A 14,214-nucleotide genomic window follows, 5' to 3' on the forward strand; every position below is an offset into this window, starting at 1 on the left:
CGGACGCGGTCGGGGGCGCGGCGTCGGGTGTCAGGGCGTCAGCTCGCGCGCCGCGTCGAGCACGGCGCGCACGAGGGTGGGGTCGGTCGCGAGGTCGGGGGCCAGCTCCTCGAGCACCGCCGGCACGGCGCGGTCCATGCCGCCGCCCGCGAGCGCGGTCAGGCGCTCCGCCCTCGGGTCGGTCACGGGGGCGCCGAGGCCGCGCAGGTGCAGCACCCACGCCGCCAGCACGCGGGCGCCGCCGGCCGGGACCCGGCCGGCGGCGCGTTCGGCGCGGACGACGGGCAGCACGCGGACGGGCAGCTTCTCCGAGCCGTCCGCGGCGATCTGGGCCAGCTCGTGCCGGATGCGCGGGTTGCCGAAGCGCTCCAGGAGCGCAGCCCGGTATGCCGTGACCTCCTCCCGCGCGAGCGGCAGGTGCCGCTCGGCCTCGTCGCACCACTGCCCCACCCACGCCCGGCACCGCGGGTCGGCCACAGCGTCGGCGACGGTCCGGTGTCCCCGGGCGCTGCCGGCCCAGGCCAGCAGGGAGTGGGACCCGTTGAGCAGCCACAGCTTGCGCTGCTCGAAGGGCGTCACGTCGGCCACGAACCGTCCGCCCGCGTCCTCCCAGCGGGGGCGGCCCGCGGCGAACCGGCCGGCGAGGACCCACTCGCTGAACGGCTCGGCGACGACCGGCGCCTCGTCGACCCATCCCGTCGCCTCGGCGACGGCGGCGCGGTCGGCGGTCGTGGTCCTCGGGGTGATCCGGTCGACCATGGTGGGCACGAACTCGACGCGCTCCAGCAGCGGGAGCAGGTCCGTGGACACCTCGGCCGCCAGCTCGCGCACCACCCGGGCGGTCACCTGACCGTTACCCGGCAGGTTGTCCAGCGACATCACGGCCACGGGGTCGAGCCCGGCGGCGTGCCGGGCGAGCAGGCCGGCCAGGACGCGGGCCGGGGCGGTCCGCACCAGCGCGGTCCGGTCGGCCCGCAGGGCGAGGACGTCGGCGCGCACGTCCTCCCGCGCCAGGTCGAGGCCGCCGTCGGCGGCGCGGCAGTAGCCGGCCTCGGTCACCGTCAGGCTGAGGACCGCCACGGCCGGCTGGCGCAGGTGGTCCAGGAAGGCGTCGTGGTCGGTGCTCGGGTGGACCGACACGACGCTGTCGACGTGGTCCATCCGGTCCTCGCGCGGGCCCCGGGTCACCAGCGTGTAGCGGCCGTCCTGGGCGGCGAGCCCGCGCGCGGCCTCCGGCGAGCGGCCGGTGAAGGCGGCGATGCCCCACCCGGCGGCGTCGGGGGCGCGGTGGGTGTACCAGGCCAGGTGCGCCCGCACGAACGCCCCGAGCCCGAGGTGGACGATTCGCACCGGCGGAGCCGGCGCCGCCCGGGTCAGCCGTGGCCCCGTCCCGGCGGTGGCCCCCGTGCCGCTCGAGGCCTCGGGCGGGGTCACAGCCGGAACGCCCGGCGTGGGTTGACGCCGACCAGGTCGGTGAGGGTCTCCAGCGCCTCGTCCTCCTCCAGCCGGTGGTCGGCCACGAGCCGGGCCAGCCACCCGGCGTCGAGCCGGCGCGACATGTCGTGGCGCACCGGGATCGAGCAGAACGCCCGGGTGTCGTCGATGAAGCCCGAGGTGCGGGTGAACCCCGCGGTCTCGGTGACGGCCGACCGGAAGCGCGCGATGGCCTCGGGCGCGTCGAGGAACCACCAGGGCGCCCCGACGTACACCGAGGGGTAGAACCCGGCCAGCGGGGCGAGCTCGCGCGAGTAGACCGTCTCGTCGGTCGTGAAGAGCACCAGCTGCAGGTTGGGGTGGGTGCCGAAGCGCTCCAGCAGCGGCTGCAGCGCGCGGGTGAACTCGGCCTGCACGGGGATGTCGTGCCCGGTGTCGCCGCCGTGCCGCTCGAAGGTCGGGCCGTGGTGGTTGCGCTGCACGGCCGGGTGCAGGGTCATCACCAGGCCGTCGTCGGCCGACATGCGGGCCATCTCCAGGAGCATGTGCCGGCGGAACGCCGTCGCCTCCTGCACGCTCGCCGTCCCGGCCCGCGCCGCCGCGTAGATGCGGGCGGCCTCGGCCGGTTCCAGCGGCTCGGTCCCCACGTCGAGGTGGCTGTGGTCGGCGGAGGTGGCGCCGTGCTCGCGGAAGTGGTCGCGACGGGCCTCCAGGGCGGCGACGTAGCCGGCGTAGTCGCCGGTGTCGACGCCCGCCACCTCGCCCAGGTCCTTGACCGCCTGCTCCCATCCCGGCCGGCCCGGCTCGAGGAACCGGTCGGGGCGGAACGTCGGGATGACGCGGCCGGTCCACGTCGGGTCGGCCCGCAGCGCCTCGTGGGCCCGCAGGTCGGCACACGGGTCGTCGGTCGTCGCGAGGACCTCGATGCCGAAGCGCCGGAACAGCGCCCGGGGACGGAAGTCGTCCCGCCCCAGGAGCTCCTGGATCCGGTCGAAGGCCTCGTCGGCGTTCGACGCGGTGGGCCGGTCGATGACCCCGAACATCTCGTGGAGCTGGCACTCCAGCCAGTACCGCACCGGCGTCCCGCGGAACACGGCCCAGCGGCTGAACAGGTGCCGCCAGGCGCGCCGTGCCTGCGCCTCGTCCAGCGGGGCGCCGCCGACGCCGAGCTCGGCCAGCGGCACGCCGCTGGCGTGGAGCAGCCGGGTCACGTAGTGGTCGGGGCTGACCAGCAGCGCCGCCGGGTCGCGGAAGGCCCGGTCCTCGGCGAGGACCGAGGCGTCCACGTGGCCGTGGGGGGAGAGGATCGGTAGGTGACGCACGGCGTCATACAGCCGGCGCGCGATCGCGCGCAGGTGCGGCTCCGGGGGCAGCAGGCGGTCCGGGTGCAGGGTCGGCGGGGCCGGGCTCATGCCGATCAGCGTCGCCGGGCGCGGTCGGGGCGGCAACGGATTGCCACGTGTTGCCACCCGGGGGGCGACGGCCGGTGGGTCTAGCGGGAGGGGGCGGGTCCGGTGGAGCCCCGCACGACCAGCCGGGTCGGCAGGACCACGGGCGCGGTGGCCCGGCTGCGGGCACCCCGCGCCATCGCGATGACGTTGTGCACGGCGGTCTCCCCCAGGGCGTGCAGGGGCGCGGAGACGGTGGTGAGCCCGGGCGTGACAAGGTCGGCGGAGAAGATGTCGTCGACGCCGACGATGCTCAGGTCCTCGGGCACGCGCACCCCGGAGGCGGCTAGGCCGCGCAGCAGGCCGATCGCGATGAGGTCGTTGTAGGCGATGAGGGCCGTGCCCCCGGGTCGCCCCACGAGCTGCACCGCCGCCTGCGTGCCGGCCTCCACCGTGGGGGCGTACGGGCCGATCCTGCGGGTCCGCAGGCCCAGCTCCGCGCACGACTGGCGCACCGACATCCAGCGGACCCCGTCGGCCCACGAGGCCTCGGGGCCGGCCACGTAGGTGATGCTGCGGTGCCCGAGCCCGGCCAGGTGCCGCACCGCGCGGTCGATGCCGCGCGGGTTGTCCGTGACGACGCTGGGGACGTCGGCGAGGGTGCGGTTCAGCACGATGAGCGGCTTCTGCTTGGCCATCATCCGGATCGCGGAGTCCGACATCCGCGAGCTGGCCAGGACGATCCCCTCCACCGCGGACAGGGAGCGCTCGAGGGCCTGCCGCTCGACCTGCCCGGACTCCTGGGCGTCGGCCAGCAGGGTGGTGTAGCCGGACTCGGCCGCGGCGGCGTGGGCGCCCCGGATGATCGGGAAGTTGAACGGGTTGGTCACGTCCGAGATGACCAGCGCCACCATGGACGTGCGCGCCGAACTGTCGGCCCGGGCCATGGGGGCGGCGCGGTAGCCGAGCTGCCGGGCCACCTCGCGGATGTGCTCGGCCGTCTCGGCCTTGACCCGGCCGGGGCGGGAGAAGGCGCGGGACACCGTCGACGGCGCGACCCCGGCGGCGCGGGCCACGTCGTAGATGGTGGGAGCCCCCATGGCGTCACCGTACGGAGCGCTTGGGGACCCCACAACCACGCCGCCCGACGCCGACGCGGGACGTCGCGTCGCCTCGACCGGGTGGGCCCGCGCCACCGGCTCAGCCGCCGAGGCCGGCCCCGCCGGCCACGTCGGCCACGTCGGCGTCGTCGTCCACCGCGACCGGTCGGCCCTGCTCCGCGGAGGCGTAGACGGCCCGCACGACGGCGAGGGTCCGCAGCGCCTCCTCGACCGAGACCAGGGGCGCCTTGCCGTGGCGGACCGCGTCGAGGAAGTCCTGGTACTGCGCGGTGTGCGAGGTCGCCGTGATCCCGGCGACCCGGGGCCCGGCCGCTGCAGCGGACGCCGCGGCGTCGGCGACCGACGCCGCGAGCAGGTCGTCGGCCTGGTTGTCCGGCGAGCCGGCGCCCACGTCCGGACCGGCGTCGCCCGGCGCTGCGGCGTGGAAGTAGGTGAGCCGGTCGTCGTCGATGACCGCCGAGCCGCGGTCGCCGTGGACCTGCACCCGGGCGTTGAGGCCGGGGTAGGCCGCCGTGGTCCCCTGGATGACGCCGAGCGCCCCGCTCTCGAAGCGGATCGTCGCCACCGCGGTGTCCTCGACCTCGATCCGGTCGTGGGCGAGGCACCCGGTCCACGCGAACACCTCGACCGGCCGGCCCAGGAACCACACGAGCAGGTCGATGGTGTGGATCCCCTGGTTCATCAGGGCGCCGCCACCGTCGAGGGCCCAGGTGCCGCGCCAGCCGGCCGAGTCGTAGTAGCCCTGCGAGCGCCACCACGAGATCGTCGCGCTGCCGGAGGTCACCCGCCCGAGACGGCCGTCCCGGATCGCCTGGTCGACCAGCAGGCTCGAGGGGTCGAACCGGTGCTGGCTGATGACGGCGACGGTCCGGCCGCTCTCGCGCTCGGCCCGGGCGACCCGCCGGCCGGCAGCCAGGGAGACGTCGAGCGGCTTCTCGACGACGACGTGCTTGCCGGCGCGCAGCGCCGCCTCGGCGAGGTCGGCGTGGTTGCCGCTGGGCGTGCAGATGGCCACGGCGTCGATGTCCGGCAGCGCCAGCGCGTGGTCGAGGTCGCCGAGCGCCCGGGCCTCGTACTCCTCGGCCAGGCCCGCCGCGCGGTCCGGCTCGACATCCACCACGGCGCCGAGCGACGCCCCGTCCAGGTGGGCGATGGTCCGGGCGTGCAGGGCGCCGATGACCCCGGCGCCGACGACGGCAAAGCGCATGCGAGCTCCTGATGATGTGTGCGGTGGTGGCGTGCTGGAGGGGTGGGTGACGGGCGGGCTCAGCGGTAGGCGATCCCCGCCGCGTCGAGGATCCCGGTGAAGGCCTTCGTCGCGCGGGTGAACTGCTCGGCGCCGCTGAAGCCGCCGTGCGAGCCGGCCACCGCCAGGTGCGGCTCCATCGAGAAGAACCCGTCGAACCCGTCGGCCTGCAGCGCCGCGACGGTCCGGGCCAGCTCGCCGTCCCCCTCCCCGGCGGGCAGCACGGTGCCGGTGGCGAGCTCGGCGTCCTTGATCTGCATGTAGGCCACGTGAGGGCGCAGCATCGCGTAGCCGTCGGTGAACGGCCGGACGCCGCACTGGACGAAGTTGGCCGGGTCCCAGGCGAGGCGCAGCTGCTCGCTCCCGACGGACTCGACGATGTCCAGGCACCGCTCGGGCACGTCGCCGTAGATCTCCTTCTCGTTCTCGTGCACGAGGACGACGTCGTGCCCGGCGGCGGCCGCCGCGAGGGAGGACATCCGCCGCAGCACCTCGTCGCGGTGGTCGCCCGGGTCCTCCCCGGCGGGGATGAAGAAGGAGAACAGCCGGATGTAGGGCGCCTCGAGCGCGGCGGCCACCTCCAGCGCCCGGCTGAACCTCCCGAGGTGCGCCTCGAAGTCCTCGCGGATCCCGATCTTGCCGATCGGCGAGCCGACCGAGGACGTGGCGATGCCGTGGGCGTCCAGCGTCTTGCGCACCCGGCCGAGCTGGTCGTCGTCGAGGTCGAGGACGTTGGTGTCCCAGGCGCTGCGGAACTCGATGTGCCGGATCCCGAGGTGGTCGAGCAGGTCGCACTGCTCCTCGAGGTCGGGGGAGATCTCGTCGGCGAAGCCGGAGAGGGTCCACATGGTCATGACTCCTGTCGGTCGGTCGGGTCAACCCTTGATGCCGTCGGAGGCGAGGCCGCCGACGAGCTGGCGCTGGAAGATCACGTAGAGCAGGACCACCGGGGCGGCGCACACCACCGACGCGGCCATCAGCTGACCGTAGAGCGGCAGCGCCCCGCCCTCGGTCGACTGGGCGAAGACCTGCAGCTGGATGGCGGCCGTCCGGGTCTCCGGCTGGGTGAGGATGCTGGCGAAGACCACGTCGTTCCAGCCGTTGAGGAAGCAGAACGTCGTGGCGACGGCCATCCCCGGCAGGGACAGCGGCAGGATCACCCGGCAGAGGGCGCCGAGCCGGGTCGCGCCGTCGATCCGCGCGGCCTCCTCGAGGGCGACCGGGATCTTGCGCAGGTGCACCACCATCACCCACGTCGCGAACGGCAGCGAGAACGTCAGGTAGGTGATGACCAGCCCCACCCGCGAGCCGACCAGCTGCACCCCGATGAACGCCTGCACGGAGGAGAACACGACGAACAGCGGCAGGATCAGCATCGTGCCCGGCAGCGCCTGAAGGCCCACCAGCGAGCGCAGGATGGTCACGCGCCCCAGGAAGCTGAACCGGACCAGGCAGTATGCCGTGCCCACCGCCGCGAGCGTCGCCAGGACCGCGGCGGCGAGGGCGGCGACGAGGCTGTTGACCAGGCCCTGAGCCAACGGCGCGGTGGCCCAGAGCCGCAGGTAGTTCCCGACCGCGAACCGGCTCGGCCACAGGCTGCCCCCGACCGACTCCGCGTCCGGCGTCACGGACACCAGCAGCAGGTAGAGCACGGGCGCTGCGGCGAACGCGAGCAGGGCCGCCGTGCTGACGAGCTGGACGCCCCGGGGCAGGATCGCCGCCGGCTGGGCGTTGCGGCGGCTCATGCCTCGTCCCTGCTGGAGTCGAGGCGGGTGGCCCGCAGGTAGAACCAGACCGGCACGAGCAGCAGCACCAGAGTCAGCACCGACATCGCCGCGCCGAGGCCGAAGCGGTACTGGCTGAACGAGGTCGTGTAGACGTTCATCGGCAGCAGGTTCACCGGGTCCGGGGCGGGCGTGCCGAACAGCACGAACGGCAGGGTGAAGTTGTTGAAGTGGTGCAGGGTCGACAGGAGCAGCGCCAGGCTGAGCGGGCCACGCAGCTGAGGCAGCACGATGTGCCGCAGCTTGAGCCGGCCCCCGGCCCCGTCCACCTCGGCCGCCTCGTAGAGCTCGTGCGGGACCGTTTGCAGCCCGGCCAGCGCCATCAGGTAGACGAACGCCCACGAGGCCCAGACGTCGACGAGGACGAGTGACCAGAAGCTGTGCTGGCCGATCAGCCACGTGGTGCCACCGCCGAGTCCGAGGCTGCCGAGCACCTGGTTGACGACACCATCGGGCTGGAGCATGAAGCGCCAGAGCAGGCCGGTGACGAACCCGGGGAGCACGTACGGCACGAGGTAAAGCGAGCGCACCAGGGCCCTGCCCCGGAACCGCCCGTTGACCGTCAGCGCGGCCAGCACCCCGACCGGTGCCGCGATCGCCGTCGTCAGCAGGGAGAAGGCCACGCTGACCCACAGGGAGTGGAGCATGCCCGCGGCCCGGACCGCCTCGAGGTAGTTGTTGGCCGCGATGAACGGGGCGCTGACCCAGTGGCGCAGGGTCACCTGGTCGAGGTCGACGACGCTGATCCAGCCGCTGGCCACGAACGGGCCGCCGACGACGAGGACGAGCAGCAGCAGCCCGGGCGCCATGATCCACAGCGGCCGCTCCGTCAGCCGCGACCTCAGCTCGGTCATCGGTTGAGCCGGTCGAGGGCGTGCTGCACCGTCTCCTGGGCGGCAGCGAGCTTGGCCGCGGTGGCGGCGGGGTCGACGTGGCCCCGGGTCAGGTCGGGCTGGGACTGCACGACGATGTTGGCGAGCGCGAGCTGGACCTGCGCCCAGGCGCCGGTGAACGGCGTGGGGTGCGCGGCGCGCTCGGACTCCAGGAACGCCTTGGTCTGCGGGTCCGTGGCCGCGAGCCGGCTCGCCGCCGCCTGGTTTGCGGGCAGGTCCCCGAACTGCTGGCTGTACCAGGCCTGGTTCGCCGGGTCGGTGACCAGCTTGACGTAGGTCAGCGCGAGGTCGCGCTTGTCGCTGTAGTCCGCGACCGCGAGGTTGTCGCCGGAGACGATCGTCCCGACCGGCTGGCCCCCGGCCGGGGCGCTGGTGGCCCCGAAGGGCACCGTGGGCAGCGGCGCGAAGGCGTACTTGCCCTTCACCGTCCCCTCGCGCAGCGTCGGCGCGGCGCCGGGAGTGACCATCGGCAGGATGCCGACCTTGCCGTTGGCGAAGGCCGCGAGCGCGTCGGAGGCCTTCCACGTCACGGCCTTGGGGTCCACGACGTGGTGGTCGGTGAGCAGCCCGAAGTAGGCCGCGAAGGAGTCGGCGACCGGCTTGCTGTCGAGCTGGGCCTTCTTGAGGTCGCCGCTGACAAGGTCGCCGCCGGACTGCAGCGTGTTGGTCCAGATGTACTTCCACGGGTCGTAGCCGTCGGCGTAGCCGATCGCCGTGCCGTAGACGCCGGCCTTGGGGTCGTTGAGCTTCTGCGCGTCCGCGACGAGCTCGTCCCACGTCTTCGGCGGGGCGGTGATGCCGGCCTTGGCGAAGAGGTCGGTGTTGTAGACCATCGCGTAGGGGCGCATGGTGAACGGCACGCCGATCTGGTGCTTCGCGTCCGGGCCCGACATGGCCAGCTGGGGCGCGAAGAAGCGCTGCCGGCCACCGATCCGGGCCCAGTCCGCGTCCGTGAGCGTGTGGAAGGCCTTGCTGCTCCAGGCGACGGGGGTGAACGTGGTCCCGATCTGGTAGACGTCGGGGCCGGTCCCGCTGACCACCGAGGTCTGGATCTTGGTCTGCTCCTCGGCCGGGGTGGCGAAGGTGTCGAACGCGAGCGTCCCGCCGGTCGAGGCGTGGAACTGCTTCTGGAGCCGGGCCTGCCACGCCTTCATCGCGTCGGCGTGCTGGGGGTTGGCCCCCACGAGGACCTTGAGGGTCTTGGCGTCCGCCGAGCCGGCCCCGCCTCCCCCGCAGGCGCTCACGGCGAGGGTGACCCCGACGGCGGCAGCCAGTCCGACAGCCCGAAGTGCGTTCATCGACAGTCCTCTCCGCGGTCCCGCCCGACGGGCGGCGGCTTCGAGGACGAGACGCTAGGAGCCCCCCACCGCTCCCTCCGAGTGGTTGCCATCATTTGCCGCGCGGTCGGCGCTGCTGGTCAGGGACCACTCGCGCTTGGCCTCGCTGTCCCAGCGACGGGCGGACACGGCATACCCGTCCACCTCGTCGGAGCCGTGCAGCGTCGCGAGCGCGAGGCCCACCTGCTCGGCGCTGAGCCGGTGGGCGAGGGTGACGTGCGGGACCCAGCGACCGGGCCGCATGAGGTCGCGGACCCCGTCGCCGTTGCCGGCGACGGCGAAGACCCGCCGCTGCAGCTCGAGCAGGTCGACGGTGGCGACGAGCGGGCGCACGAGGACGTAGCGGTCGCGGCCGAAGCAGGTCAGCGAGCCGAGCCGGACCCCGATCGGCAGCCCGCCGAGCACGTCGGCGAGGGCCTCCTCCCGGTCCGGGGCGATCGCTGCCTGCGCGGTGAGGGTGACATGCGGCCGGTTGGACGGGCCGGTGTGCAGCGCCTGGCTGGGCAGGCCGGCCTCGGCCAGGGCCCGCCACTGCGCGAGCACCACGGCCTCGGACGCCTCGTCGAGCAGCAGCTCCACCGTCTGCACCACGGGACCATGGTGCCGGACCCGGTCGTGGTGAACGAGAGGTGAACCGGGTGACGACGACGTGAACTCCCGGAACGTGGCGTGACCCGCTGCGGGCCGGTCGCGTTCTCCCGTCATGGAGATCAGCCGACGACAGCTGCTGGCCGGCACCGGCGCCGCACTGGGCGCCGCAGCCCTGGACCAGGCCCTGCCCGCCACCGCGGCCACGCCGACCCTTCCCGCCCCCGCCGACTCCGGCATCGACCACGTCGTCGTGGTGATGATGGAGAACCGCTCGTTCGACCACTACCTGGGCTGGCTGCCCGGCGCGAACGGCAAGCAGGCGGGCCTGACCTACACCGACCGCTACGGCGTGCAGCGCCAGACGCACCACTTGACCGACACGCAGGGCTGCGCCCACCCCGACCCGGACCACTCCTACGAGGGCGGCCGGGTGCAGTACAACGACGGCAAGTGCGACGGCTGGCTGCGCTCGGGCGACAACGACGAGTTCGCGATCGGCTACTACACCGACGCCGACCTGGCCTTCTACGGCCGGGCCGCGCGCGACTGGACGGTCTGCGACAGCTACTTCTCGGCGATCCTGGCCGAGACCTACCCCAACCGCTTCTACCAGCACTCCGCCCAGACCGACCGGATCCACAACTCCACGACCATCTCGACCATGCCGACCATCTGGGACCGGCTCAAGGACGCCGGGGTCAAGGGCACGTACTACTACAACGACACCCCGTTCCTGGCGCTGTGGGGCGACAAGTACGTCGACATCTCCAAGCCCTACACGTCGTTCCTGGCCGACGCCAAGGCCGGGACGCTGCCGGCGGTGAGCTTCGTCGACCCCAAGTTCCTCGACGAGTCCACCGGGTCCTCGGCCGACGACCACCCGCACGCCGACATCCGCGCCGGGCAGTACTTCCTCGACCAGGTCTACGAGGCCGTCACGACCTCCCCGAGCTGGGGGCGGACGCTCCTGGTCGTCAACTACGACGAGTGGGGCGGCTTCTACGACCACGTGGCGCCGACGACGGCGCCGGACGCCCACCCGGAGTACGGCAGCCTGCGCGGCTTCCGGGTGCCCTGCCTGGTCGTCTCCCCCAAGGCCCGGCGCAGCCACGTCGCGCACGGCGTCTACGACCACACCTCGGTGCTGAAGATGATCGAGTGGCGCTGGGGCCTGGCCCCGCTCACCCCCCGCGACGCCGCCGCCAACAACCTGGCCGAGGTGCTGGACTTCAGCACGACCAACCTGGCCGCCCCCCGCTACGACGTGCCCCCCTTCTACGGGACCCCTTGCCCCCCGGGTGGTTTCGCGGACTATGAGGATTGGCACGCCCTCAAGGACCTCGCCACCAAGCACGGATGGAGCCTGCCCGCATGATCCGCCCCCGACGCCGCACGGCCGCCCTGGCCGCCGCCGCGGCCGCCCTCACCACCCTCGTCGCCGTCGCGACCACCGCCTCGGCCGCCGCCCCGAAGCCCGCGGCCGGCTCGGCATACCTGCCGCCGGCCAAACACGTGTTCGTCATCAACCTGGAGAACAAGGGGTATGACGAGACGTGGGGCCCCGGGTCGGCCGCGCCGTACCTGTCGCAGACGCTGCGATCGCAGGGCGTGCTGCTCTCGAGCTACTACGGCACGGCGCACAACAGCCAGCCCAACTACGTGGCGCAGGTCAGCGGCCAGGGCCCCAACAGCCAGATGCAGGCGGACTGCCAGACCTACTCGAACTTCACCGGGTCCGGGACCGTCTCGCCCGGGCAGGCGGTCGGCAACGGCTGCGTCTTCCCGACCTCGGTGCCGAACCTGCCCGACCAGCTGACCGGCAAGGGCCTGAGCTGGCGCGGCTACATGGAGGACATGGGCACGCCGTGCCGGCACCCGCAGGTGGGCGCCGTCGACGACACGCAGAAGGCCAAGGTCGGCGACCAGTACGCCACGCGGCACAACCCGTTCATGTACTTCCACTCGGTCATCGACTCGCCGTCGTGCGCCGACCACGTGGTCGACCTGTCGGCGCTGACGAGCGACCTGGGCGCGGCCTCGACGACCCGCAACCTGAGCTACATCACGCCGAACCTGTGCGACGACGGCCACGACGCCCCGTGCGTCGACGGACGCCCCGGCGGCCTGGCCTCGGCCGACGAGTGGCTCAAGACGTGGGTCCCGCGCATCACGTCCTCGCCGGCGTTCAAGCAGGACGGCATGCTCGTGATCACCTTCGACGAGTCCGACGGCCCGCAGTCCGACGCGACCGCCTGCTGCGGTGAGGGCCCCGGCCCGAACGCCGCGCTGCCGGGCATCACCGGCATGGGCGGCGGCAAGGTCGGCGCGCTGGTGATCAGCCCGTTCACCAAGCCCGGCACGGTGAGCAGCACGTCCTACAACCACTACTCACTGCTGGCCTCGATCGAGGACCTGTTCGGCCTGCCCTACCTCGGCTACGCCGGGTCCTCGGGCCTCAACCGGTTCGGCCTCGACGTCTACAACGGCTCCTTCTGACCCCACTGAGCCCACCGGACGTACCAAACGGCCCGAATCAGCCCTCGGAAGAGGGGGATTCGGGCCGTTTCGTGCGTCCGGTCGAGGATGACGGGTATGCCGGGTGGCTGGCTGAGTCGGCTCAGTCACGCAGGAGGAGGGCGCTGTCGCCGAACTCGTGCCACAGGTAGCGCTCGGCGACCGCCTCGGCGTAGGCCCGCCGCACGACCTCCGCCCCGGCGACGGCCTCGAGCAGCAGCAGGTGCGAGGCGCCCGGCTCGTGCCAGCCGCTGATGACCCCGTCGACGGCGCGCGCCGGCCGGGCCGGGCCGAGCAGGAGGTCGGTCCAGCCCGCGCCGGCCACGACCGTGCCATCCGGCGACGCGACCGTCTCGAGCGCCCGGGTGGCGGTGGTGCCGACGGCGATGACCCGGCCGCCCCGGGACCGGGCGAGGTTGACCAGCGCCGCCGAGCCCTCGGGCACGGCATACCGCTCGGGCAGCGGTCCCTCACCGGCCTCGAACGAGGACACCCCGGTGTGCAGGGTGACGGGCGCGACGAGCACCCCCGCCGCCACCAGGTCCGAGACGAGCTCGGCGCTGAACGGTCGGCCCGCGCTGGGCATCTCGGCGCTGCCCGGGTCGCGGGCGAAGACCGTCTGGTAGGCCGAGATCGGCCACTCCTGCGACACGTAGGCGTAGGCGATCGGCGCTCCGTGGGCGACGAGGAACTCGTCTGTCGGCACGGGAAGCCGGACCCGGGCGCGCCACACCCGGGCCCGGTCGGCCAGCGGGTCCGGGTAGGGCGCGAGCAGCCGCAGCGCTGCCCCGCCGGGCAGGTCGATGCGCTCGCCCTCCCGGCCGTCCCACAGCGGCCCGGTCGCCCGCGGCCCGGGGCGCAGCTCGACCAGCCAGGTGCCCGGCTCGGGCTCGGCGGCGAAGTGCACGGTGATGTCCGCGCGGCCGCGCCGGGCGGGCAGCGCCGCCGGCAGGGTCGCCGAGGTGTTGACGACGAGCACGTCCCCGGCGCGCAGGAACCCGCCGAGGTCGCGGAACCGGGCGTGGGTCACGCCGCGGGGGTCCGCCACGAGCAGCCGCACCTCGTCCCGGCGCAGGCCCCGGGCCTCCGGAGGCTCCGTGGCGACGGCGCCCTCCGGCACGCGGAAGTCCAGCGCGGGGTCCACGGCCAGGCTCATGCCGGCACCCCGGCGGCCGGGCCGACCCCGTCGAGCAGGTCGGCCGCGCGGTAGCGCCCGCTGGCCGGCCGCTCCTGGAGCAGGCGCAGCAGCGCCGGCACGACGGCCTCGGGCTCGGGCCGGTCGGAGATGTCCTCCCCCGGGAAGGCCGCCTGGTGCATGGCGGTGCGCATGTCGCCGGGGTCCACGGCGTAGACCGACAGGTCGGGCTGCTCGGCCGCGAGCACGGCGCTGAGGTGGTCCAGCGCCGCCTTGGCCGAGCCGTAGCCACCCCACCCCTCGTAGGCCTCCACGGCCGCGTCCGAGCTGACATTGAGCACGACGCCCCGAGTGGACGCCAGGGCCGGCAGCAGCAGCTGGGTCAGGGCCAGCGGGGCCAGGACGTCCACCTCGTACACGCGGCGGAGCACGTCCAGGGGGTAGGACGCCAGCGCGGGCTGCGGGCTGGGCCCGAGCAGGCTGGCGTTGTTCATGAGCAGGTCGAGGCCGCCGTGGCGCGACACCTCCGCCGCCAGGGCGGCACGGTGGTCGGGGTCGGTGACGTCGCCGGCCAGGGGGATCACCCCGGGGACCTCGCGCTCGAGCGCGGCCAGGTCGGCGGCGGACCGGGCGTCGACGACGACGGTCCAGTCGCGTCGGGTCAGTGCGGCGGCCGTGGCACGGCCGAGACCGCGGGATGCGCCGGTGATGACGGCGACAGGCATGGGCTCTCCTCCGGTGATCGGGTGGTAGAGCCCATGCTCAAAGGTG

General features: G+C 73.8%; 13 protein-coding genes. 2 read left to right on the forward strand and 11 right to left on the reverse strand.

Translation table 11 applies throughout. The features are described from left to right. Window positions 1-30 precede the first annotated feature (30 nt). From AC3ANM_RS09850 to AC3ANM_RS09890, 9 genes are all read right to left on the reverse strand, one after another. Window positions 31-1,350, reverse strand: a complete 1,320-nt coding sequence (locus tag AC3ANM_RS09850; protein WP_488284237.1) for a mannitol dehydrogenase family protein — start codon at window positions 1,348-1,350, stop codon at window positions 31-33. A gap of 80 nt (window positions 1,351-1,430) precedes the next feature. Next, complete coding sequence (uxaC, locus tag AC3ANM_RS09855; RefSeq protein ID WP_488284238.1) at window positions 1,431-2,846, reverse strand: glucuronate isomerase; 1,416 nt, start codon at window positions 2,844-2,846, stop codon at window positions 1,431-1,433. Between the two features lie 80 nt (window positions 2,847-2,926). Further along, window positions 2,927-3,922 (reverse strand): LacI family DNA-binding transcriptional regulator, encoded by a 996-nt coding sequence (locus AC3ANM_RS09860; protein ID WP_488284239.1) that lies wholly within the window; start codon window positions 3,920-3,922, stop codon window positions 2,927-2,929. A gap of 100 nt (window positions 3,923-4,022) precedes the next feature. Beyond that, a complete protein-coding gene (locus AC3ANM_RS09865; protein ID WP_488284240.1) occupies window positions 4,023-5,150 on the reverse strand; it encodes a Gfo/Idh/MocA family protein in 1,128 nt (375 codons plus the stop codon). 59 nt (window positions 5,151-5,209) lie between these two features. Next, a complete protein-coding gene (locus AC3ANM_RS09870) occupies window positions 5,210-6,037 on the reverse strand; it encodes a sugar phosphate isomerase/epimerase family protein (RefSeq protein WP_488287937.1) in 828 nt (275 codons plus the stop codon). 27 nt (window positions 6,038-6,064) lie between these two features. Continuing rightward, window positions 6,065-6,934 carry a carbohydrate ABC transporter permease gene (locus tag AC3ANM_RS09875; protein WP_488284241.1) on the reverse strand — a complete coding sequence of 290 codons (870 nt, stop codon included), beginning with the start codon at window positions 6,932-6,934 and terminating at the stop codon, window positions 6,065-6,067. Next, entirely contained in the window at window positions 6,931-7,827 is an 897-nt protein-coding gene (locus tag AC3ANM_RS09880) for a carbohydrate ABC transporter permease (protein WP_488284242.1), read from the reverse strand. The genes AC3ANM_RS09875 and AC3ANM_RS09880 overlap by 4 nt, the downstream gene beginning before the upstream one ends. After that, on the reverse strand, window positions 7,824-9,164 hold the full coding sequence (locus tag AC3ANM_RS09885) for an ABC transporter substrate-binding protein (protein ID WP_488284243.1): 1,341 nt from the start codon (window positions 9,162-9,164) through the stop codon (window positions 7,824-7,826). The genes AC3ANM_RS09880 and AC3ANM_RS09885 overlap by 4 nt, the downstream gene beginning before the upstream one ends. Window positions 9,165-9,218: 54 nt before the next feature. After that, window positions 9,219-9,794: a 2'-5' RNA ligase family protein gene (locus tag AC3ANM_RS09890; protein WP_488284244.1), complete on the reverse strand. Its 576-nt coding sequence runs from the start codon at window positions 9,792-9,794 to the stop codon at window positions 9,219-9,221. Window positions 9,795-9,906: 112 nt separating this feature from the next. Between AC3ANM_RS09890 and AC3ANM_RS09895 the strand changes: the two genes are divergently transcribed. Beyond that, the gene (locus tag AC3ANM_RS09895; protein ID WP_488284245.1) at window positions 9,907-11,169 is read left to right on the forward strand and encodes an alkaline phosphatase family protein; all 1,263 of its coding nucleotides are present in this window, start codon (window positions 9,907-9,909) and stop codon (window positions 11,167-11,169) included. Then, window positions 11,166-12,290, forward strand: a complete 1,125-nt coding sequence (locus tag AC3ANM_RS09900) for an alkaline phosphatase family protein (protein ID WP_488284246.1) — start codon at window positions 11,166-11,168, stop codon at window positions 12,288-12,290. The genes AC3ANM_RS09895 and AC3ANM_RS09900 overlap by 4 nt, the downstream gene beginning before the upstream one ends. Before the next feature lie 121 nt (window positions 12,291-12,411). On the opposite strand, the gene AC3ANM_RS09905 is transcribed toward AC3ANM_RS09900, so the two are convergent. Beyond that, window positions 12,412-13,464: an S-adenosylmethionine:tRNA ribosyltransferase-isomerase gene (locus AC3ANM_RS09905; protein WP_488284247.1), complete on the reverse strand. Its 1,053-nt coding sequence runs from the start codon at window positions 13,462-13,464 to the stop codon at window positions 12,412-12,414. Next, window positions 13,461-14,168, reverse strand: a complete 708-nt coding sequence (locus AC3ANM_RS09910; RefSeq protein ID WP_488284248.1) for an SDR family NAD(P)-dependent oxidoreductase — start codon at window positions 14,166-14,168, stop codon at window positions 13,461-13,463. The genes AC3ANM_RS09905 and AC3ANM_RS09910 overlap by 4 nt, the downstream gene beginning before the upstream one ends. Between the last annotated feature and the right edge of the window lie 46 nt (window positions 14,169-14,214).

The organism is Oryzihumus sp. JJN4-3R (assembly GCF_057747915.1).